At 61.8% G+C, this 17,274-nt stretch carries 17 protein-coding genes and 1 tRNA gene; 9 read left to right on the top strand and 9 right to left on the bottom strand.

Translation table 11 applies throughout. The annotated features are described in order from the left end of the window. Positions 1 to 125: 125 nt before the first annotated feature. Both EA472_RS08270 and EA472_RS08265 read right to left on the bottom strand, forming a co-directional pair. Entirely contained in the window at positions 126 to 1,037 is a 912-nt protein-coding gene (locus tag EA472_RS08270; protein ID WP_124191029.1) for a serine/threonine-protein kinase RIO2, read from the bottom strand. 310 nt (positions 1,038 to 1,347) lie between these two features. Next, positions 1,348 to 3,054: a histidine kinase N-terminal 7TM domain-containing protein gene (locus EA472_RS08265; RefSeq protein ID WP_124191028.1), complete on the bottom strand. Its 1,707-nt coding sequence runs from the start codon at positions 3,052 to 3,054 to the stop codon at positions 1,348 to 1,350. Between the two features lie 177 nt (positions 3,055 to 3,231). Here EA472_RS08265 and EA472_RS08260 point away from each other — a divergent pair, with 177 nt between their 5' ends. The 3 genes from EA472_RS08260 to EA472_RS08250 are packed head-to-tail and all read left to right on the top strand — an operon-like array spanning position 3,232 to position 5,839. Next, positions 3,232 to 4,080: a lipoate--protein ligase family protein gene (locus tag EA472_RS08260; protein WP_124191027.1), complete on the top strand. Its 849-nt coding sequence runs from the start codon at positions 3,232 to 3,234 to the stop codon at positions 4,078 to 4,080. 48 nt (positions 4,081 to 4,128) lie between these two features. Then, a complete protein-coding gene (locus tag EA472_RS08255; RefSeq protein ID WP_124191026.1) occupies positions 4,129 to 4,998 on the top strand; it encodes a deoxyribonuclease IV in 870 nt (289 codons plus the stop codon). 46 nt (positions 4,999 to 5,044) lie between these two features. Continuing rightward, positions 5,045 to 5,839, top strand: coding sequence for a class I SAM-dependent methyltransferase (locus EA472_RS08250; RefSeq protein WP_124191063.1), 795 nt, complete (start codon positions 5,045 to 5,047; stop codon positions 5,837 to 5,839). Positions 5,840 to 5,929: 90 nt separating this feature from the next. On the opposite strand, the gene EA472_RS08245 is transcribed toward EA472_RS08250, so the two are convergent. Then, entirely contained in the window at positions 5,930 to 6,610 is a 681-nt protein-coding gene (locus EA472_RS08245; protein WP_124191025.1) for a DUF7095 family protein, read from the bottom strand. 150 nt (positions 6,611 to 6,760) lie between these two features. On the opposite strand from EA472_RS08245, the gene EA472_RS08240 reads away from it, so the two are divergent. The 5 genes from EA472_RS08240 to ncsA all read left to right on the top strand — a co-directional run bounded on the left by EA472_RS08240 (position 6,761) and on the right by ncsA (position 10,834). After that, positions 6,761 to 7,468 carry an alpha/beta fold hydrolase gene (locus tag EA472_RS08240; protein WP_124191024.1) on the top strand — a complete coding sequence of 236 codons (708 nt, stop codon included), beginning with the start codon at positions 6,761 to 6,763 and terminating at the stop codon, positions 7,466 to 7,468. 192 nt (positions 7,469 to 7,660) lie between these two features. Further along, on the top strand, positions 7,661 to 8,458 hold the full coding sequence (locus EA472_RS08235; protein ID WP_124191023.1) for a hypothetical protein: 798 nt from the start codon (positions 7,661 to 7,663) through the stop codon (positions 8,456 to 8,458). A gap of 80 nt (positions 8,459 to 8,538) precedes the next feature. After that, positions 8,539 to 8,877 carry a hypothetical protein gene (locus tag EA472_RS08230; RefSeq protein WP_124191022.1) on the top strand — a complete coding sequence of 113 codons (339 nt, stop codon included), beginning with the start codon at positions 8,539 to 8,541 and terminating at the stop codon, positions 8,875 to 8,877. Between the two features lie 94 nt (positions 8,878 to 8,971). Further along, positions 8,972 to 9,472 carry a hypothetical protein gene (locus tag EA472_RS23525; RefSeq protein ID WP_449289230.1) on the top strand — a complete coding sequence of 167 codons (501 nt, stop codon included), beginning with the start codon at positions 8,972 to 8,974 and terminating at the stop codon, positions 9,470 to 9,472. A gap of 402 nt (positions 9,473 to 9,874) precedes the next feature. Continuing rightward, positions 9,875 to 10,834, top strand: a complete 960-nt coding sequence (gene ncsA / locus EA472_RS08220; protein ID WP_124191021.1) for a tRNA 2-thiolation protein NcsA — start codon at positions 9,875 to 9,877, stop codon at positions 10,832 to 10,834. Between the two features lie 218 nt (positions 10,835 to 11,052). Here the strand turns inward: ncsA and EA472_RS08215 are convergent, their stop codons facing one another. From EA472_RS08215 to EA472_RS08200, 4 genes are all read right to left on the bottom strand, one after another. Continuing rightward, on the bottom strand, positions 11,053 to 11,907 hold the full coding sequence (locus tag EA472_RS08215; protein ID WP_124191020.1) for a nucleotidyltransferase family protein: 855 nt from the start codon (positions 11,905 to 11,907) through the stop codon (positions 11,053 to 11,055). 118 nt (positions 11,908 to 12,025) lie between these two features. Beyond that, positions 12,026 to 13,210, bottom strand: coding sequence for a cell division protein FtsZ (gene ftsZ / locus EA472_RS08210; RefSeq protein WP_124191019.1), 1,185 nt, complete (start codon positions 13,208 to 13,210; stop codon positions 12,026 to 12,028). 2 nt (positions 13,211 to 13,212) lie between these two features. Beyond that, a complete protein-coding gene (locus tag EA472_RS08205) occupies positions 13,213 to 13,392 on the bottom strand; it encodes a ribbon-helix-helix domain-containing protein (protein ID WP_124191018.1) in 180 nt (59 codons plus the stop codon). A 205-nt stretch (positions 13,393 to 13,597) separates the two neighbouring features. Then, positions 13,598 to 14,161 carry a double zinc ribbon domain-containing protein gene (locus EA472_RS08200; RefSeq protein WP_124191017.1) on the bottom strand — a complete coding sequence of 188 codons (564 nt, stop codon included), beginning with the start codon at positions 14,159 to 14,161 and terminating at the stop codon, positions 13,598 to 13,600. Positions 14,162 to 14,288: 127 nt separating this feature from the next. On the opposite strand from EA472_RS08200, the gene EA472_RS08195 reads away from it, so the two are divergent. Continuing rightward, positions 14,289 to 14,362: transfer RNA gene (locus tag EA472_RS08195), tRNA-Tyr, on the top strand. 391 nt (positions 14,363 to 14,753) lie between these two features. Here the strand turns inward: EA472_RS08195 and EA472_RS08190 are convergent. Both EA472_RS08190 and EA472_RS08185 read right to left on the bottom strand, forming a co-directional pair. Beyond that, positions 14,754 to 14,990, bottom strand: a complete 237-nt coding sequence (locus EA472_RS08190; protein ID WP_124191016.1) for a hypothetical protein — start codon at positions 14,988 to 14,990, stop codon at positions 14,754 to 14,756. Then, complete coding sequence (locus tag EA472_RS08185; RefSeq protein WP_165874852.1) at positions 14,987 to 16,927, bottom strand: sugar-transfer associated ATP-grasp domain-containing protein; 1,941 nt, start codon at positions 16,925 to 16,927, stop codon at positions 14,987 to 14,989. Before EA472_RS08185 ends, EA472_RS08190 begins: the two co-directional genes overlap by 4 nt. Between the last annotated feature and the right edge of the window lie 347 nt (positions 16,928 to 17,274).

The raw sequence follows: 17,274 nt of genomic DNA, 5'->3' as shown, positions 1-17,274 counted from the left end.
CTTCCGTCGATTCCCCGTCTGATTCGACAACATCTCGAGCGACCGTCTCGACGTGAGTATGCGGACGCTCGCTTGCCGTCCAGCCGACACCCATCGACCGGCGATTTCGTATAACGGTATGTAGTTTATTCGGTGAGTGTCGCGACCGAGTCGAAAGAGTTCGCCGCGATCTCGTCGGCGAGGACGTCCGCGTCGACCTCGCCGGGAACGCGTCGCGGATACTTTCGGCGGAAGTAACCGAGGACGTTCTCGAGATCTCGCCGAAGGAACTCGTCGGCGTTTTCGTGGTCGGTGGGGACCGCCTGGGGCCAGTCGAAAATCGTCACTCCAGCCTCGTCGACGAAGAGGTTGTACTCGCTCATGTCCGCGTGGACGTAGCCCACTTCGTGCGCGCGCGCGACCTCTTTGAGAACGAGGTCGAGAACGCCGAGGACCTGCTCGTCTTCGAGTCGGGTGCGCGAGAGTTCGACGCCGTCCATCTTCTCCATGACGATGGCGTGGCGGTTCTGGTCGATCGGTCGGGGGACCGAGACGTCGGGGTACAGCGACTCGAGAATGGCGTGTTCGCGCTCGGCCGCCTTGCGCGCGGTGTACATCCAGGAGACGTGTTCGTTGGCCGAGGCGTAGTCGCGCTCTTTGTGAACCTCCCGGAAGTTCGTGTACCCCTCGCGGTGGTACTTCAGCGCGAACGGCTTGTACGAGCGCACCTCGTAGACGTCGCTTTCCTTGCCGACCCCGAGCGGAGAGCCGAACTCCGTGATCGTCTCGCGTTCGACGAACGCTCGCAGCGCGAGCGCGTCGTACCCCTCGAACTGGAGCGTGTACCCCTCGTACTGGATCGTTTTCTTCTCGATCAATCCCCGCTTGAGACAGCGCTCGAGGCGGTAGTCGACTTCCTCTTCGGTCAACCCGGAGAACTTCGGGAGCTTCTCGCGCTGGACCCACTCCGAAAAGCGCATCCCCTGTTCGACTCCCGAAAGCAGGTAGAAGTCCGCCTCCTCGAGTTCCGCCAACAGACCGGCGACGTTCCGCACCATGAGCGTCGATAGCCGACCGGGACGTAAAAACGTCCTGTCGCGCGATGCGGTGTCAGCGTCCACGCTATCGCGAACATCTCGCCTCGAGTACCGACGCGAAACCGATCGCCGACGACCAAATAAACCGCATTACGATATAGCAAATGTAGCCGTCCGCTCGCGACGGACGAACCACGTGAGGAGCCCTCCCGAACGAGCGGCGACGACCGACCGGCGTTCGAACTTCCGAGACGTTGGCCCTCGAGTATCGCCCTGACAGAGCCGCGCCGTCGGGGTGGAGACGTCTCGAGGTCTCCAGAGAATCCGCGGGTCAACGGTCACGTTCCGGGTGGGCCCGACGATCCGACGCGGGAATCGAGATGGTGATCTCGGTCCCGTCCGACGTGTCGAACGAGATCGACGCGCCGGCCATCTCGACGGCCCAGTAGACGACCCAGAGCCCGAGCCCGCTGCCGTGTTTCAGCGGCGTCTCCTCGCCACGTTCGAGGACGTCGATCTCGCTGGCCGGAATTCCCGGCCCGTCGTCGGCGACCGAAAGGTGAAGGTACCCCTCGTCGCGGCGGATCGATACTTCCACCGTCGATTCGTCGTCGGCGTGTTCGAGCGCGTTCTCGAGCAGATTCTGAATCGCGAGTTCGAGCGCGGGATTCGTGTCGACGACCGGATCACCGTCGACTGCGATCGAGAACGAGGCGTCGGGGTACTCCGTCCGGAAGCGATCGACCAGCGCCTCGACGGTCGACTCGAGGTCGACGGACGTGACGTCCCGATCGCGGTCGACGAGCCGCTCGACCGTCCGGGCCTTGTCGCTGGTCTCGACGAGGTCGTTGCTGATCTGGACGATCTCCGAGGCGAGTTCTGCGTGACGACCGTCGGATTCGTCCGCGATGGTCTGGCCGTATCCTCGAAGGAGGGCGACGTCGTTTCGCACGTTGTGGCGTAACGCTCGCGTGAGAACCTGTCTGAGGAGGTCGAGTTCGCGTTCGCGTTCGCGGAGCATCCGCTCGCGCTCTTTGAGATCCGAGACGTCCTGCAAGACGACGAGCCGGCCGACGGTTGCGTCCCTCGAGTTACGGATCGGTGACACGGTGAGATCGAAGTGGCGACGCAACTCGGACTCGGCCACCGAGACGGAGAGTTCGGTTTCCGCGTTCTCGACGGTTCGGACCGTCTCGCTGACGTTCGACAGCGGATCGAGGAACGCCTCGACCGGCTGGCCGGTGTGAGTGTCGTCCGCGTCGACGATCCGACGGGCCGCCTCGTTGAAGTCGACGACCCGCCCGTTGGTGTCGAGGGTGATGACGGCGTTGGTCATCTCGTCGAGCGCGCGCTTTCGGCCGATCGGAACCAGATCGAGCAAATCCACGCGAAAGAGCGCCCACGTGAGAACGAAGACGGAGACGACGAACCCGAGCGACGTCACGTCGTAACGGACGACGTCGGTCAGGTGAAACACGGCGTTTGCGATCACGGGTGGAACGATGCTCACGAACAACGCCAGGTTCTGTTTCCGGCGCAGGCCGCGCGACGTCACGGCGTTCCCGACGAACAGTACCAACACTACTCCGACGAGGATGTAGTTGTAGGCGACGTGCACCTCGTATGCGGGTCCGAACGACCGGCCCCAGGTCGACTCGAACGTCGATCCGGCCCACACCAGCCCGTGGGCGGGGTCCGTCCACGCGAGAAGCTGCAGGACCACCGCCGGGAGAAACAACACGGCGACGGTCCGTCGCGACGGCTCCGCCAGATCGGCGTACTCGAGAGCGATCACAAGCCAGCCGACGACCACCAGATAGACCGAGAGTAGGCGGAGGTTGGCCGCGGTCAATCCGATCGCGTATTCCGAAACCGCATAGAAGACGGCCAGGCTGAGACTCCAGAGGGAAAACCCGCCGATCAACAGGAGCATTCCCCGGAAACCGGCTTTCGTCCGGTGTTCGTAGACGTACGCTACGAGGACGAGCGGGAGGACTCCACAGAGAGCGTAGACGACGAAGAGGGACGCGTTGGGCACGGCTCAGTCTGGTTCTTTCTCGTTGACATCGTCGAAAATACGTTGTGGCCGGACGGATCGGACGAACCCGGCCGGCTATCGATCCGAGCGCGTCGAACGAGCGCGACTGGACGCGAATGCGCCGTTCAGACGAACGACAACGATCAGTATAACACGCTGGCGACCGACGAGAGACGTATGTCAGACCGCTCAGCTCAGGAGTGGCGACTCATTCGAGACGATCCTCGCGACGGCGCGACGCAGATGGCGCTCGAGGAGGTCGCCGCCGCGACGGCGATCGAGGACGACGTCCGGACAGTGCGGGTGTACTCGTGGGAGCCGGGAACGCTCTCGCTGGGATACAGACAGGACGCCGAGACCGTCGACTGGGAGTACTGCGACCGGGAGGGAATCGGCGTCACCCGACGGCAAACCGGCGGCGGCGGCATCTACCACGATCGGTACGCCGACATCTCCTACACGATCGTCGCGCCCGCCGACGAAGTGCCCGGCAACCTGATGGCGTGTTACGAACTGTTCTGCGAGCCGGTACTCGAGGGACTCCGACGGATGGGCGTCGACGCCGACTTCGCGTCGGTCGAACAGGACGCGATCTACCAGCCGTCGTGTTACCTCAGAGACATCAATCCCGCACACGACGTGGTCGTGCCCGCGGAGTCGGACGACGAGCGCAAGATCAGCGGCAACGCCCAGTACCGCCAGCGGGACGTCGTCATCCAGCACGGATCGATCAGCTACGACCGAGAACCGGCGCGACACGTCGGCACCTTCGCCGCCGACCTCGAGACGCCGCCGTTCGTCGACCGCGTCGCGAGCATTCGCGAGGAGACCGGAATCGACAGAGACGAAGCGGTCTCGACGCTCGCGGACGCCCTCGGTGAGTGGTGCGACGCGCGGGAGTCGACGTGGCGCGAGGACGAACTCGAGGCGGCCGCGGACCTCGCCGAGCGGAAGTACGGCCACGAGTCCTGGATCCTGAACGGGGAGGAACTCGAGGAGGCGCAACCCGACGTCCCCGGTCGCTGATCGCCTCGGTTCGGTACCCCTATCACGGATCGGTACTGACAGGGATCCATGAACGTCGGCGCACACGTTTCGATTTCCGGTTCGCGCGTCTCCTCGGACGACGAGACACCGCCGTACGACGACATCAGAAACGCCGTCCACCGCCAACTCGCGTTCGGCGGCAACTGCGGACAGATCTTCACGACCTCGCCGCAGGTCTGGGCCCAGCCCGACATCGGCGACGAGGCCGCCGCCGGGTTTCGGGAGGAGACAGACGAGAAACTCGAGGGGCCGTGGGTGATCCACTCGGCGTACCTGGTCAACCTCTGTACGCCCAAGGAGGATCTCCGACGGAAGTCAAAAGAGAGCATGCAGGCGGAACTCGACGCCGCCGAGAAGCTGGACATTCCGTACGTCAACGTCCACCTGGGGGCCCACACCGGCGCGGGCGTCGAGGGCGGACTCGACAACGCCGCGAGCGTCATCGACGACCTCGACGTTCCCGACGGCGTGCGCATTCTCATCGAGTCCGACGCCGGCAGCGGCACCAAGCTGGGCGGCGAGTTCGAACACCTCGCGGGCATCATCGACCGAACCGAGACCGACATCGGCATCTGCATCGACACCGCCCACACGCTCGTCGCCGGCAACGACCTGACGACTCCCGAGGCCGTCGACGAGACGATCGGCCGCTTCGACGACGAGGTCGGCCTCGAGTACCTCGAGTACCTCCACCTCAACGACTCGAAACACGACGTCGGCACCCACAAAGACGAGCACGCCCACGTCGGCGAGGGGTACATCGGCGAGGACGGTATGCGCGCGATCGTCAACCACCCCGATCTGCGGGATCTGCCGTTCGCGCTCGAGACGCCGACGGAGGACGGCCGCGGCTTCGCCTGGAACATCGAGAAGGTCAAAGAGCTTCGGGAAGAGTAGACGAGAAACCGACCCGTTTTTAGCGAGAACGAACGTGGTAGCGACCGTGCGCGAGTTCTCCGAAGACTACCTGCACCGAACCCGTCGGGGGATGTGGGACGACTCGCGGGATGCACTCGAGCCGCTGGAGCTGGCGTCGCACGAGCGAGTCCTCGACGTGGGCTGTGGCACCGGCGAACTGAGCCGGGTGCTCGCGGACGACTCTCCAGGCGAGGTAATCGGCTGCGACGTCGACCTAGAGCTGCTCTCGATCGCCCGCGAGCGCGTTCCGGTCGTCGCGAGCGACGCCCGCCGACTTCCGTTTTCGGCCGACGCCGTCGACCTCGTCGTCTGTCAGGCGCTGCTGATAAACCTCCCCGACCCCGCCGCGGCGCTCGAGGAGTTCGCGCGAGTCTCGAGCGATCTCGTGGCCGCGGTCGAACCGAACAACGCCGCGGTCGCCGTGGACTCGAGCGTCGACGCCGAGAACGACCTCGAGCGGCGGGCGCGTACGGCTTACCTCGACGGCGTCGAAACCGACGTCGCGCTCGGTTCCGACGCGAGCGAGACGTTCGAGGCGGCCGGCATCGACGTGCTCGAGACGCGCCGATACGACCACGTCCGGACGATCGAGCCGCCCTACAGCGATCACGCGTTGATCGCGGCCCGTCGAAAGGCCACCGGAGCAGGGCTTGCGGACGACCGCGAGACGATGCTTTCGGGCGAGCTGACCGAAGCCGAGTACGACGAGTTGCGCAGCGCGTGGCGGGAGATGGGACGGACGGCGATCGAACAGATGGAGTCGGGCGAGTACCGCCGAACGGAAGCGGTTCCGTTTTTCGTCACCGTCGGACGCGTGTAGCCGTACGGAGAACCCGTCTCTCGACGGATTGCGTTTCGGACGGAACCGAGGGTCGGTCGTGCGAATCGGACGGCGTTTCGTCCGCGAGACTCAGACGACGTCGCCGCGAACCGTGACGCCGTCCTGCTCGGATCGCCAGGCGTGAAGCTCCCTGGCGGCGGTCGTCGCTTCCTCGTCGTCCATGCCGAGCATCTCGAGGGCAGCCGACAGCGTCGGCAGCGCGAGTTCACTGTCGCGAAGCTTCCGGAAAGCCTCGTCGCTGCGGACGCCGTCGACCCAGAGGCAGACGCCGCGGGGGTCGAGCAACTGCGTGTAATCCTCGCGTAGCCGCGCGCCGCGGAGCCGCTGGGTGACGTTGTCCTCGAACGAGGCGTTACAGACCTCGAGGTGGACCGGCTCGTCCTCCCCGAGGAGGTGCGCCGCGAGACACTTCTCGGGGGCGGCGTGGCCGGCGGCGTTCGCCCGGAGGTGTTCGGGGTACTCGCGCGCCCAGTCCGCGCGAACCGACTTCCCGACGCCCTCGATCCCGTGGGAGTCGCGGAACGCGGCGGTCGCACCTTCGCGTTCCGGCTCGTCTCCGTCCGACGCGTCCCCGCCCAGCAGGACGTCTTTGGTCACGTAGACGTCCAGGCGCTCGACGGGATCGAGACCGAGCGCGACGTCGCCGAACGCCCAGACCTCCCGAACCGGCACCGGCATCCGGTCGCGCTCGACGGTGTCGACGATCGCCTCGAGCCGGTCGACCGCGTCGCTGCGGTCAATTCCAGTCATCGTCGGAAACTGCGGCCTCGAGGCGCAAAGTCGTTTCTCATGCCGTCGCGGTCGACTCGCGAGCCGTGGCTGTCGGGACGAAAGATTCAGCCGTTGACGGGTCGTGTCAAGTGATCAGGTTTTTTATCGCTTCCCGACGAACGAAATCCTATGAGACACCGCGTGTTCAACGAGGACGGCGACGAAGAACTCGTCTTCGTGATGGGCTGGGGCAACCGCTGGACCCACGAAAACGTCAGCTGGCTCGTCGGAAAGCTGACCGAAGCCGACTACCGCGTCCACGCCTTCGAACTCCCGACGAGGGTCGAGGACTTCAAGGCCGACTGGCTCGAGCCCGCCGCCGAGTACGTGCTCGATCTCGACGAGTACCAGCTGCTGGGTCACAGCGCCGGCGCGCTCGTCGGGCAGGCGCTCGACGGAGCCGAAAACCACGTCTATCTGAGCCCGTGGTGGGGGTACGCGCCGACGTACCCCGACGCGCTGCTCGAGGCGGTCTCGTCGGTCCCGACGACGCTTCCGTGTCTTCCGGTCAGGGGAATGGACGAACGCGCGCTGGGGGAACTCGCGACCGACCACCAGCTCGCGACGATGCCGCGATGGGTGTCGCCCGTCTTCGTCCGGGAGATCCGCCACGCCCAGGAGGAGCTATTGGCGATCGACCACGACGCGGTGGTGTTCTGCTCGCTTCGCGACCCCGTCGTCGACCTTCGGTCGATCGGCGCGCGCGTTCCCTCCGAACACGTCGTCCTCTACGACGGCGGTCACGAACTGTTCTCTTCCCCCAGCAGGGAGCGGTACGTCGACCTCCTGCTCGAGTCGCTCGAGGGGGGTGCAGAAGTCGTCGAAAACTTACCATAAGTCCGCTATAATTGTCCATGAATAGATCTGACTCTTTGTTCAAGTGAGAAACTGATGAATTACCTGGCCCTTGTTCCTTCTAAATATCACTACGTGTGAATTACAGCCAATGGAATGGGGGGATCCCTTAGGACGACCACTATCATGAGACAGCAGATAACATTTAATTAAAGGATAGTATAGAACAATGTGGTGCGTGACAGAATATCATTGGCGGGAGAGAATAGAACCAATCGACGAAAAGTACTGAAATCGGGAATCGGTGTTTGCATCGGATCGGGATTACTTGCTGGAACGACAGCAGCTGATCCCTCCACTAATCAAAATAAGGTCACTGTTGATAGAGCGCATGTACCAACGGTAGAACAATCCGTAGAAATCGGAGCAATGAAAGACGGTAGTGAAGTGATTTCAACCAGTGTTCGAACAGCTAATGGCGACGTAGAGCAAAAGATATTCAAATTCGAAGAGCAGAGGAGCGGGAGCTACAAAATTGCCGTAGCAGAGCCAGAGAGTCGTATGAGTGCAGAAACAATTACACCAGAAGACCATCGAATCCCTGATTACGATTGGGTCGTTGAACGGACTTCAACGTTCACAGAAAACAAAGGCCCAACTTCCTGTATCCCTGATCTTGGGGTTGACAAGTACTACACAGGGTTCTCCGTCGAATTGAATGAGAATTTAAATGCAGTTGGGCAAGCGACAATAGCTGGAATGATCAGTGCGGCGGTCGGCGGAGCTATCGGTTCAGCCCTGAAGCCTGGTGCTGGGACTATTATTGGAGGGGGTGCTGGGGCTGCAGCTGGAGCCCTCTTTTCACTAGCTACCGATTCGAGCAACTACACTGTTGGGGTAGAAGACGATTGTGGCCTAATGGGCGGACCAAATCACTGGCCTGTTGTTGCAGCTAGGTGGGAACCAGATCCTCACTACGCTACCAAAGTCCGCGGGGCATCAATAGATGGCCACCTAGAAGCACCATTGTGATCGTATGATTCAATAGTAATCGCAACTACAAATGCATACTCTGAAGTGATATTTATATCATCAGTCGTGAATTTCATGTCATGAACTGGAGCGAATCCATCGGCTTTGTAGTTTATATCGGAATTTCAAGCCCAGTAGTATTATTGCTTGATACGAATATTCACTTCGGGCCCGTCGGATTTGCTGCAGGTATAGTACTCGGCGTGCTTACGGTGTGGCTCATCGAAGCCAACATATGGACTGTAATGGAAAGAAAGATATTATTCATTTCTGGAATATTAGTCATTATATCATTACTAGTAGTATGGATGGCTGCAATGAAATTCGCGTTCTCAGACTTAGTGAGCGCACACCTTGCCTTCACAGCTAGTCACGGTATTTATTGGGTTAGTACACTATCAAAAACACAAATACAGTGATTAACCCGAGCCAATTATAACGGAAGAGATCGATTTTTAATAATAAATGCTCTCGTCCAAATATAATTTATAGATAGAGGTGTTAGAATTATACATGGACGAGCAGAACACTGCTCTAACGACATTGGTTGGATCACCGATACGGGTTCGGGTGCTACGAGAGCTCGTACGCTCCCAAAAGAACATATCCGAACTGGAAAGTCGAGTTAATGCGACAAGAAGGACTATCATCCGTAATTTAAATCAACTTGAAACAGAGGGGTGGATTCACCAGACAGACGGTCGATATTATGTGAGGAACACTTCAGGTGAATTAATTGAAAGACTTCTTGATTTATTTGAGCGAGCAGACCACGTTCGAAACCTAAATTGCGTACTTGAAAACATGCCTGTTGACACTATAGATGTCGAATCTAAGACACTCCTGGAATGCGATGTCATTGTTCGAAAGCCCAGTTGTCCAGGTGCACCAATCGAGCAGACTGTGGATCTAATCCAAGCATCAACGCAAGTGTATACTTTCCTTCCAACTGTAACACGACAACTCGTGGACGCTCATGGATCTTCTCTTCACAAGGAAACTCAGTTGAAATAGTAGTTGGACCAATTGGTCTCAAAGGAATAAAGTCCGTGTCACAATCCAAGATGTCATCTGATCTCAAGGGATCGCTGTTGGTATACAACCAACCCACAGAACCAGTTGGGATCGTTTGTACCACCGACGAGATTGCAGTTATCAGTTATGATCAAAGCGGTTCAATATACGGAATAATCGTTGGATCCCACGATCAATTTCAGACATGGGGGAGGAAATTCTACGATAAACGCAGAAAACAGGCAGTGCCGACTTCAACGGAACAGCCATGATAACCAATAACATATACAATTATTAGATTGAAAATCCATACGTACTCACCAGGATTGTGAACCTGTCGGTTTGACACGTCTCTCCACACAGACGAAACCGTGATGCGTGCCCGTCCACAACAGTCCGTCGATGGACTGCAACCGGTGTGACGAGCCGGCGATCATGCACGCCGCCTACTCCGGGGCCCACCTCTGTGCGGATCACTTCCGCGAGTCGGTCGAAAAACGGGTCCGTCGACGGATCCGACGCGACGACCTCGTCCCGCGAGACGCCTCGCCCGACGATCCCCAGATCTGGGTCGTCGGCCTCTCCGGCGGAAAAGACAGCGTCGTTCTCACGCGGATCCTCCACGATACGTTCGCCGACGATCCCCGGATCGAACTCGTCGGACTCACGGTCCACGAGGGGATCGAGGGCTACCGCGACGAGAGCCTCGAGGCCTGCGTCGAACTCGCCGACGCCCTCGAGATTCGCCACGAGGTCGTCAGTTACGAAGAGGAGTTCGGCATCCGGATGGACGACGTCGTCGAAGACGATCCCGAAAACATGGCGGCCTGCGCCTACTGCGGGGTGTTCAGGCGGGACGTCCTCTCGCGGTACGCCGAGGCGCTCGAGGCGGACCTCCTGTTGACCGGCCACAATCTGGACGACGAAGCTCAGACCGCACTGATGAACGTCCTCGAGGGCGACGTCGCCCAGATCGCCAAACACTTCGACGCGAGCCTCGGTCCACTCTCGGAGCGCGAGGAGCAGGAGGAGTTCGTTCCGCGGGCGAAGCCGCTCCGGGACGTTCCCGAGAAGGAAGTTGCACTCTACGCCCACGTCGACGACCTCCCGGCACACATCACCGAGTGTCCACACGCCAGCGAGGCCTACCGCGGCGAGATCCAGCAGTTGCTCTACGGTCTCGAGGAGAACCACCCTGGAACGCGTCACTCGATCCTCTCGGGGTACGAAGAACTCGCCGGGATCGTCGCCGACGAGTACAGTGGCGACGACGGTGCGGATCTGCGCGAGTGCGACGAGTGCGGATCGACCACGACCAGGGAGATCTGTCGGAAGTGCTCGCTGCTCGAGTCGCTCGTCTGACCCGGGTGACCGTCGCCGATTCCCCCGTGTACGACACGTCTTACATCGAGTATTCGAGTCGTCCACCGGCGTGTGCGTGACGGTGTAGACGGCCAAAACTCGGTGACCGAGTCGACCCGTTCGTAACCGACTCGAGTGCCCGGCGGCGACAGGCGCACCGGCGTGGTCCGGACAAACGAGCCGTAAAACCGTTCGTGCAGGTACCGCTGGCCCACCGTTTACGTCGAGCCGTCGAGCCTGCGACGGGCCGTCTCGAGGTCGGCGGGCGTGTTGACGTTTCGGTGCCAGCCCGCGAGTTCGACGCCGACGTACCGCTTTTCGTCGACGAGGAACTCGAGCGCGTCCGCGAGTTCGTACTCGCCGCTTTCCGCGCGGTCGACGCGGTGACACGCCTCGAGCAGGGATGGGCCGTGGTGCGTCTGAACGCCGGCGGCGATGTACCGCTCGTCCGACGCGTCGGCCGGCTCGGATCCCATCGGTGGCGCTCCGCTGTCGTCGATCGAGGCCGCGACCGATCGAACGGTTCCGTCGTCGGCGAGATCGAGGTGAGCGGTCGCTTCGGCGTCGTTTCTCGAGACGCGATCGAGCAGCAACGTCCCGTCGACGCCGGATTCGTCGTGACGCGCTCGAAGCTTCGAGAGGTCGCAGTCGTCGAAGACGTTGTCGCCGTTTACCGTCATCACGTCGTCCGGAAACGCCTCGAACGGGTGGAGCGAGTTCGACGGTTGCGAGGACGATTCGCTCGAGAGCGTCGCGGACCGGTCGTCGGTCGGGAGCGAGATTCCGAACCCGTCTTCCGCCGCCTTGCAGATCGCGTGTGCGAGCCCCTTCCGATCGCGCTGAACAGCGTACGTAATCGACACGCCGTCGACGGACTCGCCCATCGCGTCGACGACCTCCTCGCGCCGGTAGCCGACCACGACGACGATCTCGTCGACGCCCGCAGCGGCGACGGTCCGGAGACATCGACCGAGTATCGGTTCGTCGCCGACCTCGAGCAACGGTTTCGGCATCTCGTCGGTGTACGGGCGCAGCCGGCTGCCGCGGCCGGCGGCGAATACGAGCGCGTGCATGTCGGCCGGTAGGTGGGACGGCACTCGTAAAAAGCGTATTCGCTCGAGGGTCGGACGGGCGCGTCCGCTCGAACGTCGGACGAGTGGAAAACGATCGCGGATCGGCAGGAACGGGAGGTTACCGGATCACGTCGACGCCGTTCTGTTTCTCGAGTTCCTCGCGCCCGCCGTCGCTCTGGGCGCCGAATCCGCTCCCGGTGTCGACGTTGTTGCTCGCGTCGAAGTCGGCCTCGTTCAGCCCCTCGATGCTCGCGCGGGACTTGTCGGCCTGCTTTTGCGTCGTCGGGCCGAGTACCTGCGCGCTCTGGACGCCGGTCATGATGGCCATCACGCGGACCTTACCCTTGTAGTTCTCCTGGATGCGCGCGCCCCAGATGACGTTCGCAGAGGCCTCGAGCCGTTCGGTGATGTTGTCGGCGATTCCTTCGGCCTCCTTCAGCGTGAGGTCGGGGCCGCCGGTGATGTGGACGAGTCCGCCCGAGGCGCCGCGATAGTCGACGTCCAACAGCGGGTGATTCATCGCGTCCTTGACGACCTCGTTGGTCTTGTTCTTGTCCTGTGTCTCTCCGACGAGCATCACCGCGACGCCGCCCTGGTTCATGATCGTGGACATGTCCGCGTAGTCCAGGTTGATGAGCGAGGGCTGGGTGATCGTCTCCGAGATTCCCTTGACGGTCTCGGCGATGATCTGGTCCATCACCGAGAACGCCTTGCCGATCGGGAGGTTCGGAACGTAGTCGAGCAGCCGGTTGTTGTCGAGGACGATAATCGAGTCGGCCTGATCGCGGAGCTTCTCGAGTCCTTCCTCGGCCTTGACCGTACGGGCGCGCTCGACGTTGAACGGCGTCGACACCATGCCGACGACGATCGCGCCCTGTTCTTTGGCGATTTTCGAGACGACGGGTGCGGCACCGGTGCCGGTCCCGCCGCCCATGCCCGCCGTCACGAAGACGAGATCCGCATCCCCGAGGACCTCTTTGACGGTGCTCTGGGCCATCTCGGTCGCGCGCTCGCCCATCGACGGGTCGCCGCCCGCGCCGAGGCCGTTCGTCAGCGACTTGCCGACGAGGATCTTCGTGTCGGCCTCGATCATCTTCAGGTGCTGTTTGTCGGTGTTGACCGCGACTGTGTCGGCACCGTCGACGCCGATGTTGTACAGTCGGTTGATCGTGTTGTTGCCGGCACCGCCACAGCCGACGATGACGATCCGTGGATCGCCGAACTCGTCGTCGTCCATGTCGGCGTTCATCTCGCGGGCCTCCTGCTCTGCGTTCTCGAGGGCGTCCTGTACGATATCCTGCATCGTTACACCTTGGCCCAGCTGCGTTTGCTGGTCTGCTCGGTCTGTCCCTCGTACTGTTCGTTGATCATCTCGCGGACGGCCGACCGGATCGCTTCGCTCCGGTTCGGGAACTCGCCCGAGTCGACCAGTTGTTCGACCTCCTCGATCTGCTGTTTCGGAATTCGCAGTGTCACACGCTCCATTGTTGTATTCCCCTTGGGGTAAGACGGCGCGCGCCCCTGTCAGACGCGACGTGTCTTACACCGGAGCGCCCGTGATTCGGACGTTTTCGGCGTTTGCCGACCGTTGTAAGACGACCGTCTTACGCGAGTAAACGGAATACCAGCAAGGGTAATAAAACTATCGTCAGACACGACTGTTCGTGTCTTACGACAGTGTGGTCGAGCGTCAGCTCGACTCGAGGACGTCCGCCGCGGGCGTCCGACGTCCGCAGCTCGGACAGAACGACCAGTCGGACCGGAGTTCGTCGCCGCACTCACAGAACAGCCGGTGGGAGGCCTTCTCGCCGCAGTTGGGACAGTACACGTGGTCGTCGTCCACCCGTTCGCCGCACTGACCACACGTCGTCTGCGACCGACCTCGGTCGCGAGATTCGACCGGCGAGGACCCGGTTTCACGTGCGCGCGAGGAGGCGTCCGACCGATCGACCGGTTCGCCCTCGATCCCCTCGAGGGAGATGGTGACGTTCACGTCTTGCGGTTCGGTCGCGGGCGGCGAGGCCCGCCGCCCGAACTCGCGGGACGCCAGTCGGTCGGTCAACAGTTCGTCGACCCGTTCGCGGACGACGTCGTCGATCGCCGTCTCGCTGGCGTCACGTTCCGACCCGGTGCCACCGGTCGGCTCGTCGAGGTACGACCGAAGCGCCTCGCGGAGCGCTTCGCTCTTCGAGACCTCGAGCGACTCGAGTTCGTCGATGAGTTCGTCGTCGGCCCGGAACGTGATCTTGCTCATGGGCTCGTACAGGTATCGTGTTAACAGTCATCCTATATCAATCATTCTTCTGTTCACCGATCGTCATACGCCAAGCGGTGAGAATAATAACCCTTATGTCCCCTACGGAGTCTACGTTCGGTTGCAACCGCCCTTAGCTCAGACTGGTAGAGCAGTCGACTGTAGATCGACTTGTCCCCCGTTCAAATCGGGGAGGGCGGACTGCTTTTCCGCGAACAACTTCGTGAGCGGAAAGCACGTCTTTCCGACACGATTTGAGCCTGTGAGTCGCAGCCCCGGAACGGCGCGTAGCGCCGCACGCCCGGAACGTCTCACTCCGTTCAAATCGGGGAGGGCGGATCTTCCTTCCCGCTGTTTCGTGATAGACAGTGATAACTGCGTTTACGCAGCCATCAGGGCCTGTTCCCTCGGCTCACGAGTTCGAAAATCGAGGATGAATCCGGAACGGAGCTTGTGCCAAGTTCCGGGTGCGCGCCGTCGGACAGCTGCTGTAGTCGAGCCGAGAAGGCTGCCACCGAGACGTGGTGACCGGGGTGACACTCGAGGAACACCTCCGGCGTGGACACAGGGGGCGGAGACCATCCCGCGTCGATCAACTCGGCGGTTTCCGCTCGCGGACGTGTCCCGTCGCTTCGACGAGGATGAACAGGGTAAACAGCGCCGGAATGCCGACGAAGATGGCCACCGGAATGTCGAGGACGACCGGTCCGCCGGCGAGATACGGAACGGCGCCAGGAACGTCGACCGAGACCGCCAGTCCGTCGGTGAGCAACACCCCCGGCAGCAGACCTGCGAAGACGAACACCGCACCGAAGGTGGCTCGTCTCATCGGGCAGTCACCTCCTCTCGGCCGTTCGCGTCGGAATCGGTCCGCGTGCACTCACCGTCGGGATCGCGAACCCCGGCATCTCCGGATCGATCGAATTCGTCGCCGTCGGTCCGCTCCCACTGTGCTTCGAGTTCGATCGCGTCTTCGGTCCAGTTCACGCGATCCCACACTCTGGCGAGTTCGATCTTCTCGCGTGGTGACTTCAGTCCGAACGAGTCGGGGAGCTGTTCGATGAACTCCGTTCGCTCGAGGAGGCCGGCGAACGTCGAGTTTTGAATTCCGAGGCCGGGTCGGGCGTTGATCTCGAGGACCATCGGGCCCTCCGTTTCGTCGATCACGATGTCGACGCCGGTGTAGCCCAGCCGGGAGACTTCGGCCGCCATAACCGCCGTGTCGAGGATTTCCCTCCAGTTGTACACGTAAAACGACTCGAGATCGACCCCCGTATCGGGGTGTTCGTCGAACCACTTGTTCGTACTCTGGTAGCCACCCAGGGCCTTGCCGTCCGCGATGCTGAGACCGACGCCGACGGCACCCATGTGGAGATTCGCCGCGCCGTTGGACTCCTCGGTCGGCAGTCGCGTCATCGCCATGATCGGGAATCCCTTGAAGACGATCACGCGAACGTCCGGAACGCCCTGGCCGGCGATCGACAGCAGGTGATCGTCGGGGTGGACCAGCCCCTCGATGACCGCGACGCCCTCGAGACCCATTGGATCGTACTGCCCCTCCACGATCGAGCGCGTGTGCGCGAGCAGTTGTTCGGGCGTCTTCCGCCCCTTCGACGTCTCGAAGTCGCCGTTCTCGGTGCGGCCGGTGACGACGACGATCCCTTCGCCGCCGTAACCGCTGTCGGGTTTGATCACGAACTCGTCTCGAGTGTGGATGATCTCTTCTGCCGTCGTGAGGTCGTTCAACGATCCGACGAGGGCGTACGTTTCCGGCGTCGGGACGCCGGTTCCGTGAAACGCGCGTTTCATCGACGCCTTGTCGAGTTCCGGATAGAGGTGCTGGGGATTGTACTGCTTGATCAGCCGGTTTCGGCGGTTCATCGCCATGACCGACGTGGCTTCGACGCGCGACGTTTCCGCTCCGAAGAGTCCGCGGAGACGGGCACTCGCGTTGTGAAGTCGCGCCCGCACCGATGCCCTGAGCACGGAGAGTCGCGACTGTCCGTAGACGTTCGAAAAGCGGAGGTACTCCTTGAGGCGAGTCGACGACTGTGCACCCAGGTAGACGTTCGCGGCGAAGACGAACGCCCAGGATTCGGGCGTCTGCATGAACCACGTGACGATCGTCCCGTTCGCGACGACGGCGTAGGCGGCGACGATCGCGACCATCGTCCAGCTGAACCGGACCGCGGGCGCTCGCCAGCCGCGTTCCGTGAGTTCGCGGGCGAACCGATCGGCGTACCACGCGGTGATGATCGCCGGGAAGAAGGCCTGCAGCGCGTTTACCTCCTGGGGCAGCGTTCCGCTGTCGCTCATGATGTGAAACGTGGTGATCGCGATGGCGACGGTCATCACGAGCGCACAGATTCGGTGGGCGGTACCGAGACGGAACGGCCGGATGACCAGGTACGTTCCCAGGGCGATCAGGAAGACGTTAACGAACAACACGAGTCCCCAGAGCAGTCCGCTCTCGATCAGGATGAACGAGATGACGATCGGACCGAACATCCCGTAGGTGACGAGCCCCACCTTGCTTCGCAACAGCGAAATGACCAGTCCCGCGACGAGCAGTTCAAAGAACATCCGGTACGGCTCGAGGGGCTGCTGGGAGAAATCGAGATGGGTTCTGAAAGCGATTCCGAGGAGGACGAGAGCCCCGAGGAGACCGATCACGGGTGCGTACTTGGTGATCGCCGAGGACAGCGATCGTCGAGCGACCGCCATCCGGGTGGGGAGCGATCCGACGGCTTCGTTTCGCAATGACATCAGTGGCCGATCGCACCCTCGCCACATTGCTATCGGAATCATAAACCGTCACGTACCGGGAAAACGGCGATAACGCCCACGGTAAGTTCGTTGCACGAAGCGAAAGAGACGACGTCTCGACGGATCGAGGCGATCGCGTTCGCGATTGGGTCGGCCGGTGCCGTTCGTTCCCGCCCGGCGGTTCGACGCGACCACTCGATCTCGTCGGTGAGGCCGCGAACCGTCGGCGGTGCTACCGGTGACGATGGACGGCCGTCCGTCGAATCCAAAGGAGACGTCGCCGGCAACCCGTGGGGTAGCGGTAGGTGGTGTGGTGGGTTGGAAACTACCGCACGGGCAGTCGAACA

This window comes from Natrarchaeobius oligotrophus (assembly GCF_003841465.1).
Taxonomy (GTDB): Archaea; Halobacteriota; Halobacteria; order Halobacteriales; family Natrialbaceae; genus Natrarchaeobius; species Natrarchaeobius oligotrophus.
The sequence above is the reverse complement of the archived record's forward strand: the minus strand, read 5'-3'. Positions and strand labels throughout refer to the sequence as shown.

Excerpts from the sequence above, each read along its gene's own strand:
- EA472_RS08270 (WP_124191029.1), bottom strand. The coding sequence starts at position 1,037 with ATGGTGCGGAACGTCGCCGGTCTGTTGGCGGAACTCGAGGAGGCGGAC.
- EA472_RS08260 (WP_124191027.1), top strand. The coding sequence starts at position 3,232 with ATGTCAGACCGCTCAGCTCAGGAGTGGCGACTCATTCGAGACGATCCT.
- EA472_RS08255 (WP_124191026.1), top strand. The coding sequence starts at position 4,129 with ATGAACGTCGGCGCACACGTTTCGATTTCCGGTTCGCGCGTCTCCTCG.
- EA472_RS08245 (WP_124191025.1), bottom strand. The coding sequence starts at position 6,610 with ATGACTGGAATTGACCGCAGCGACGCGGTCGACCGGCTCGAGGCGATC.
- EA472_RS08240 (WP_124191024.1), top strand. The coding sequence starts at position 6,761 with ATGAGACACCGCGTGTTCAACGAGGACGGCGACGAAGAACTCGTCTTC.
- EA472_RS08230 (WP_124191022.1), top strand. The coding sequence starts at position 8,539 with ATGAACTGGAGCGAATCCATCGGCTTTGTAGTTTATATCGGAATTTCA.
- EA472_RS23525 (WP_449289230.1), top strand. The coding sequence starts at position 8,972 with ATGGACGAGCAGAACACTGCTCTAACGACATTGGTTGGATCACCGATA.
- ncsA (WP_124191021.1), top strand. The coding sequence starts at position 9,875 with ATGGACTGCAACCGGTGTGACGAGCCGGCGATCATGCACGCCGCCTAC.
- EA472_RS08215 (WP_124191020.1), bottom strand. The coding sequence starts at position 11,907 with ATGCACGCGCTCGTATTCGCCGCCGGCCGCGGCAGCCGGCTGCGCCCG.
- ftsZ (WP_124191019.1), bottom strand. The coding sequence starts at position 13,210 with ATGCAGGATATCGTACAGGACGCCCTCGAGAACGCAGAGCAGGAGGCC.
- EA472_RS08205 (WP_124191018.1), bottom strand. The coding sequence starts at position 13,392 with ATGGAGCGTGTGACACTGCGAATTCCGAAACAGCAGATCGAGGAGGTC.
- EA472_RS08200 (WP_124191017.1), bottom strand. The coding sequence starts at position 14,161 with ATGAGCAAGATCACGTTCCGGGCCGACGACGAACTCATCGACGAACTC.
- EA472_RS08190 (WP_124191016.1), bottom strand. The coding sequence starts at position 14,990 with ATGAGACGAGCCACCTTCGGTGCGGTGTTCGTCTTCGCAGGTCTGCTG.
- EA472_RS08185 (WP_165874852.1), bottom strand. The coding sequence starts at position 16,927 with ATGTCATTGCGAAACGAAGCCGTCGGATCGCTCCCCACCCGGATGGCG.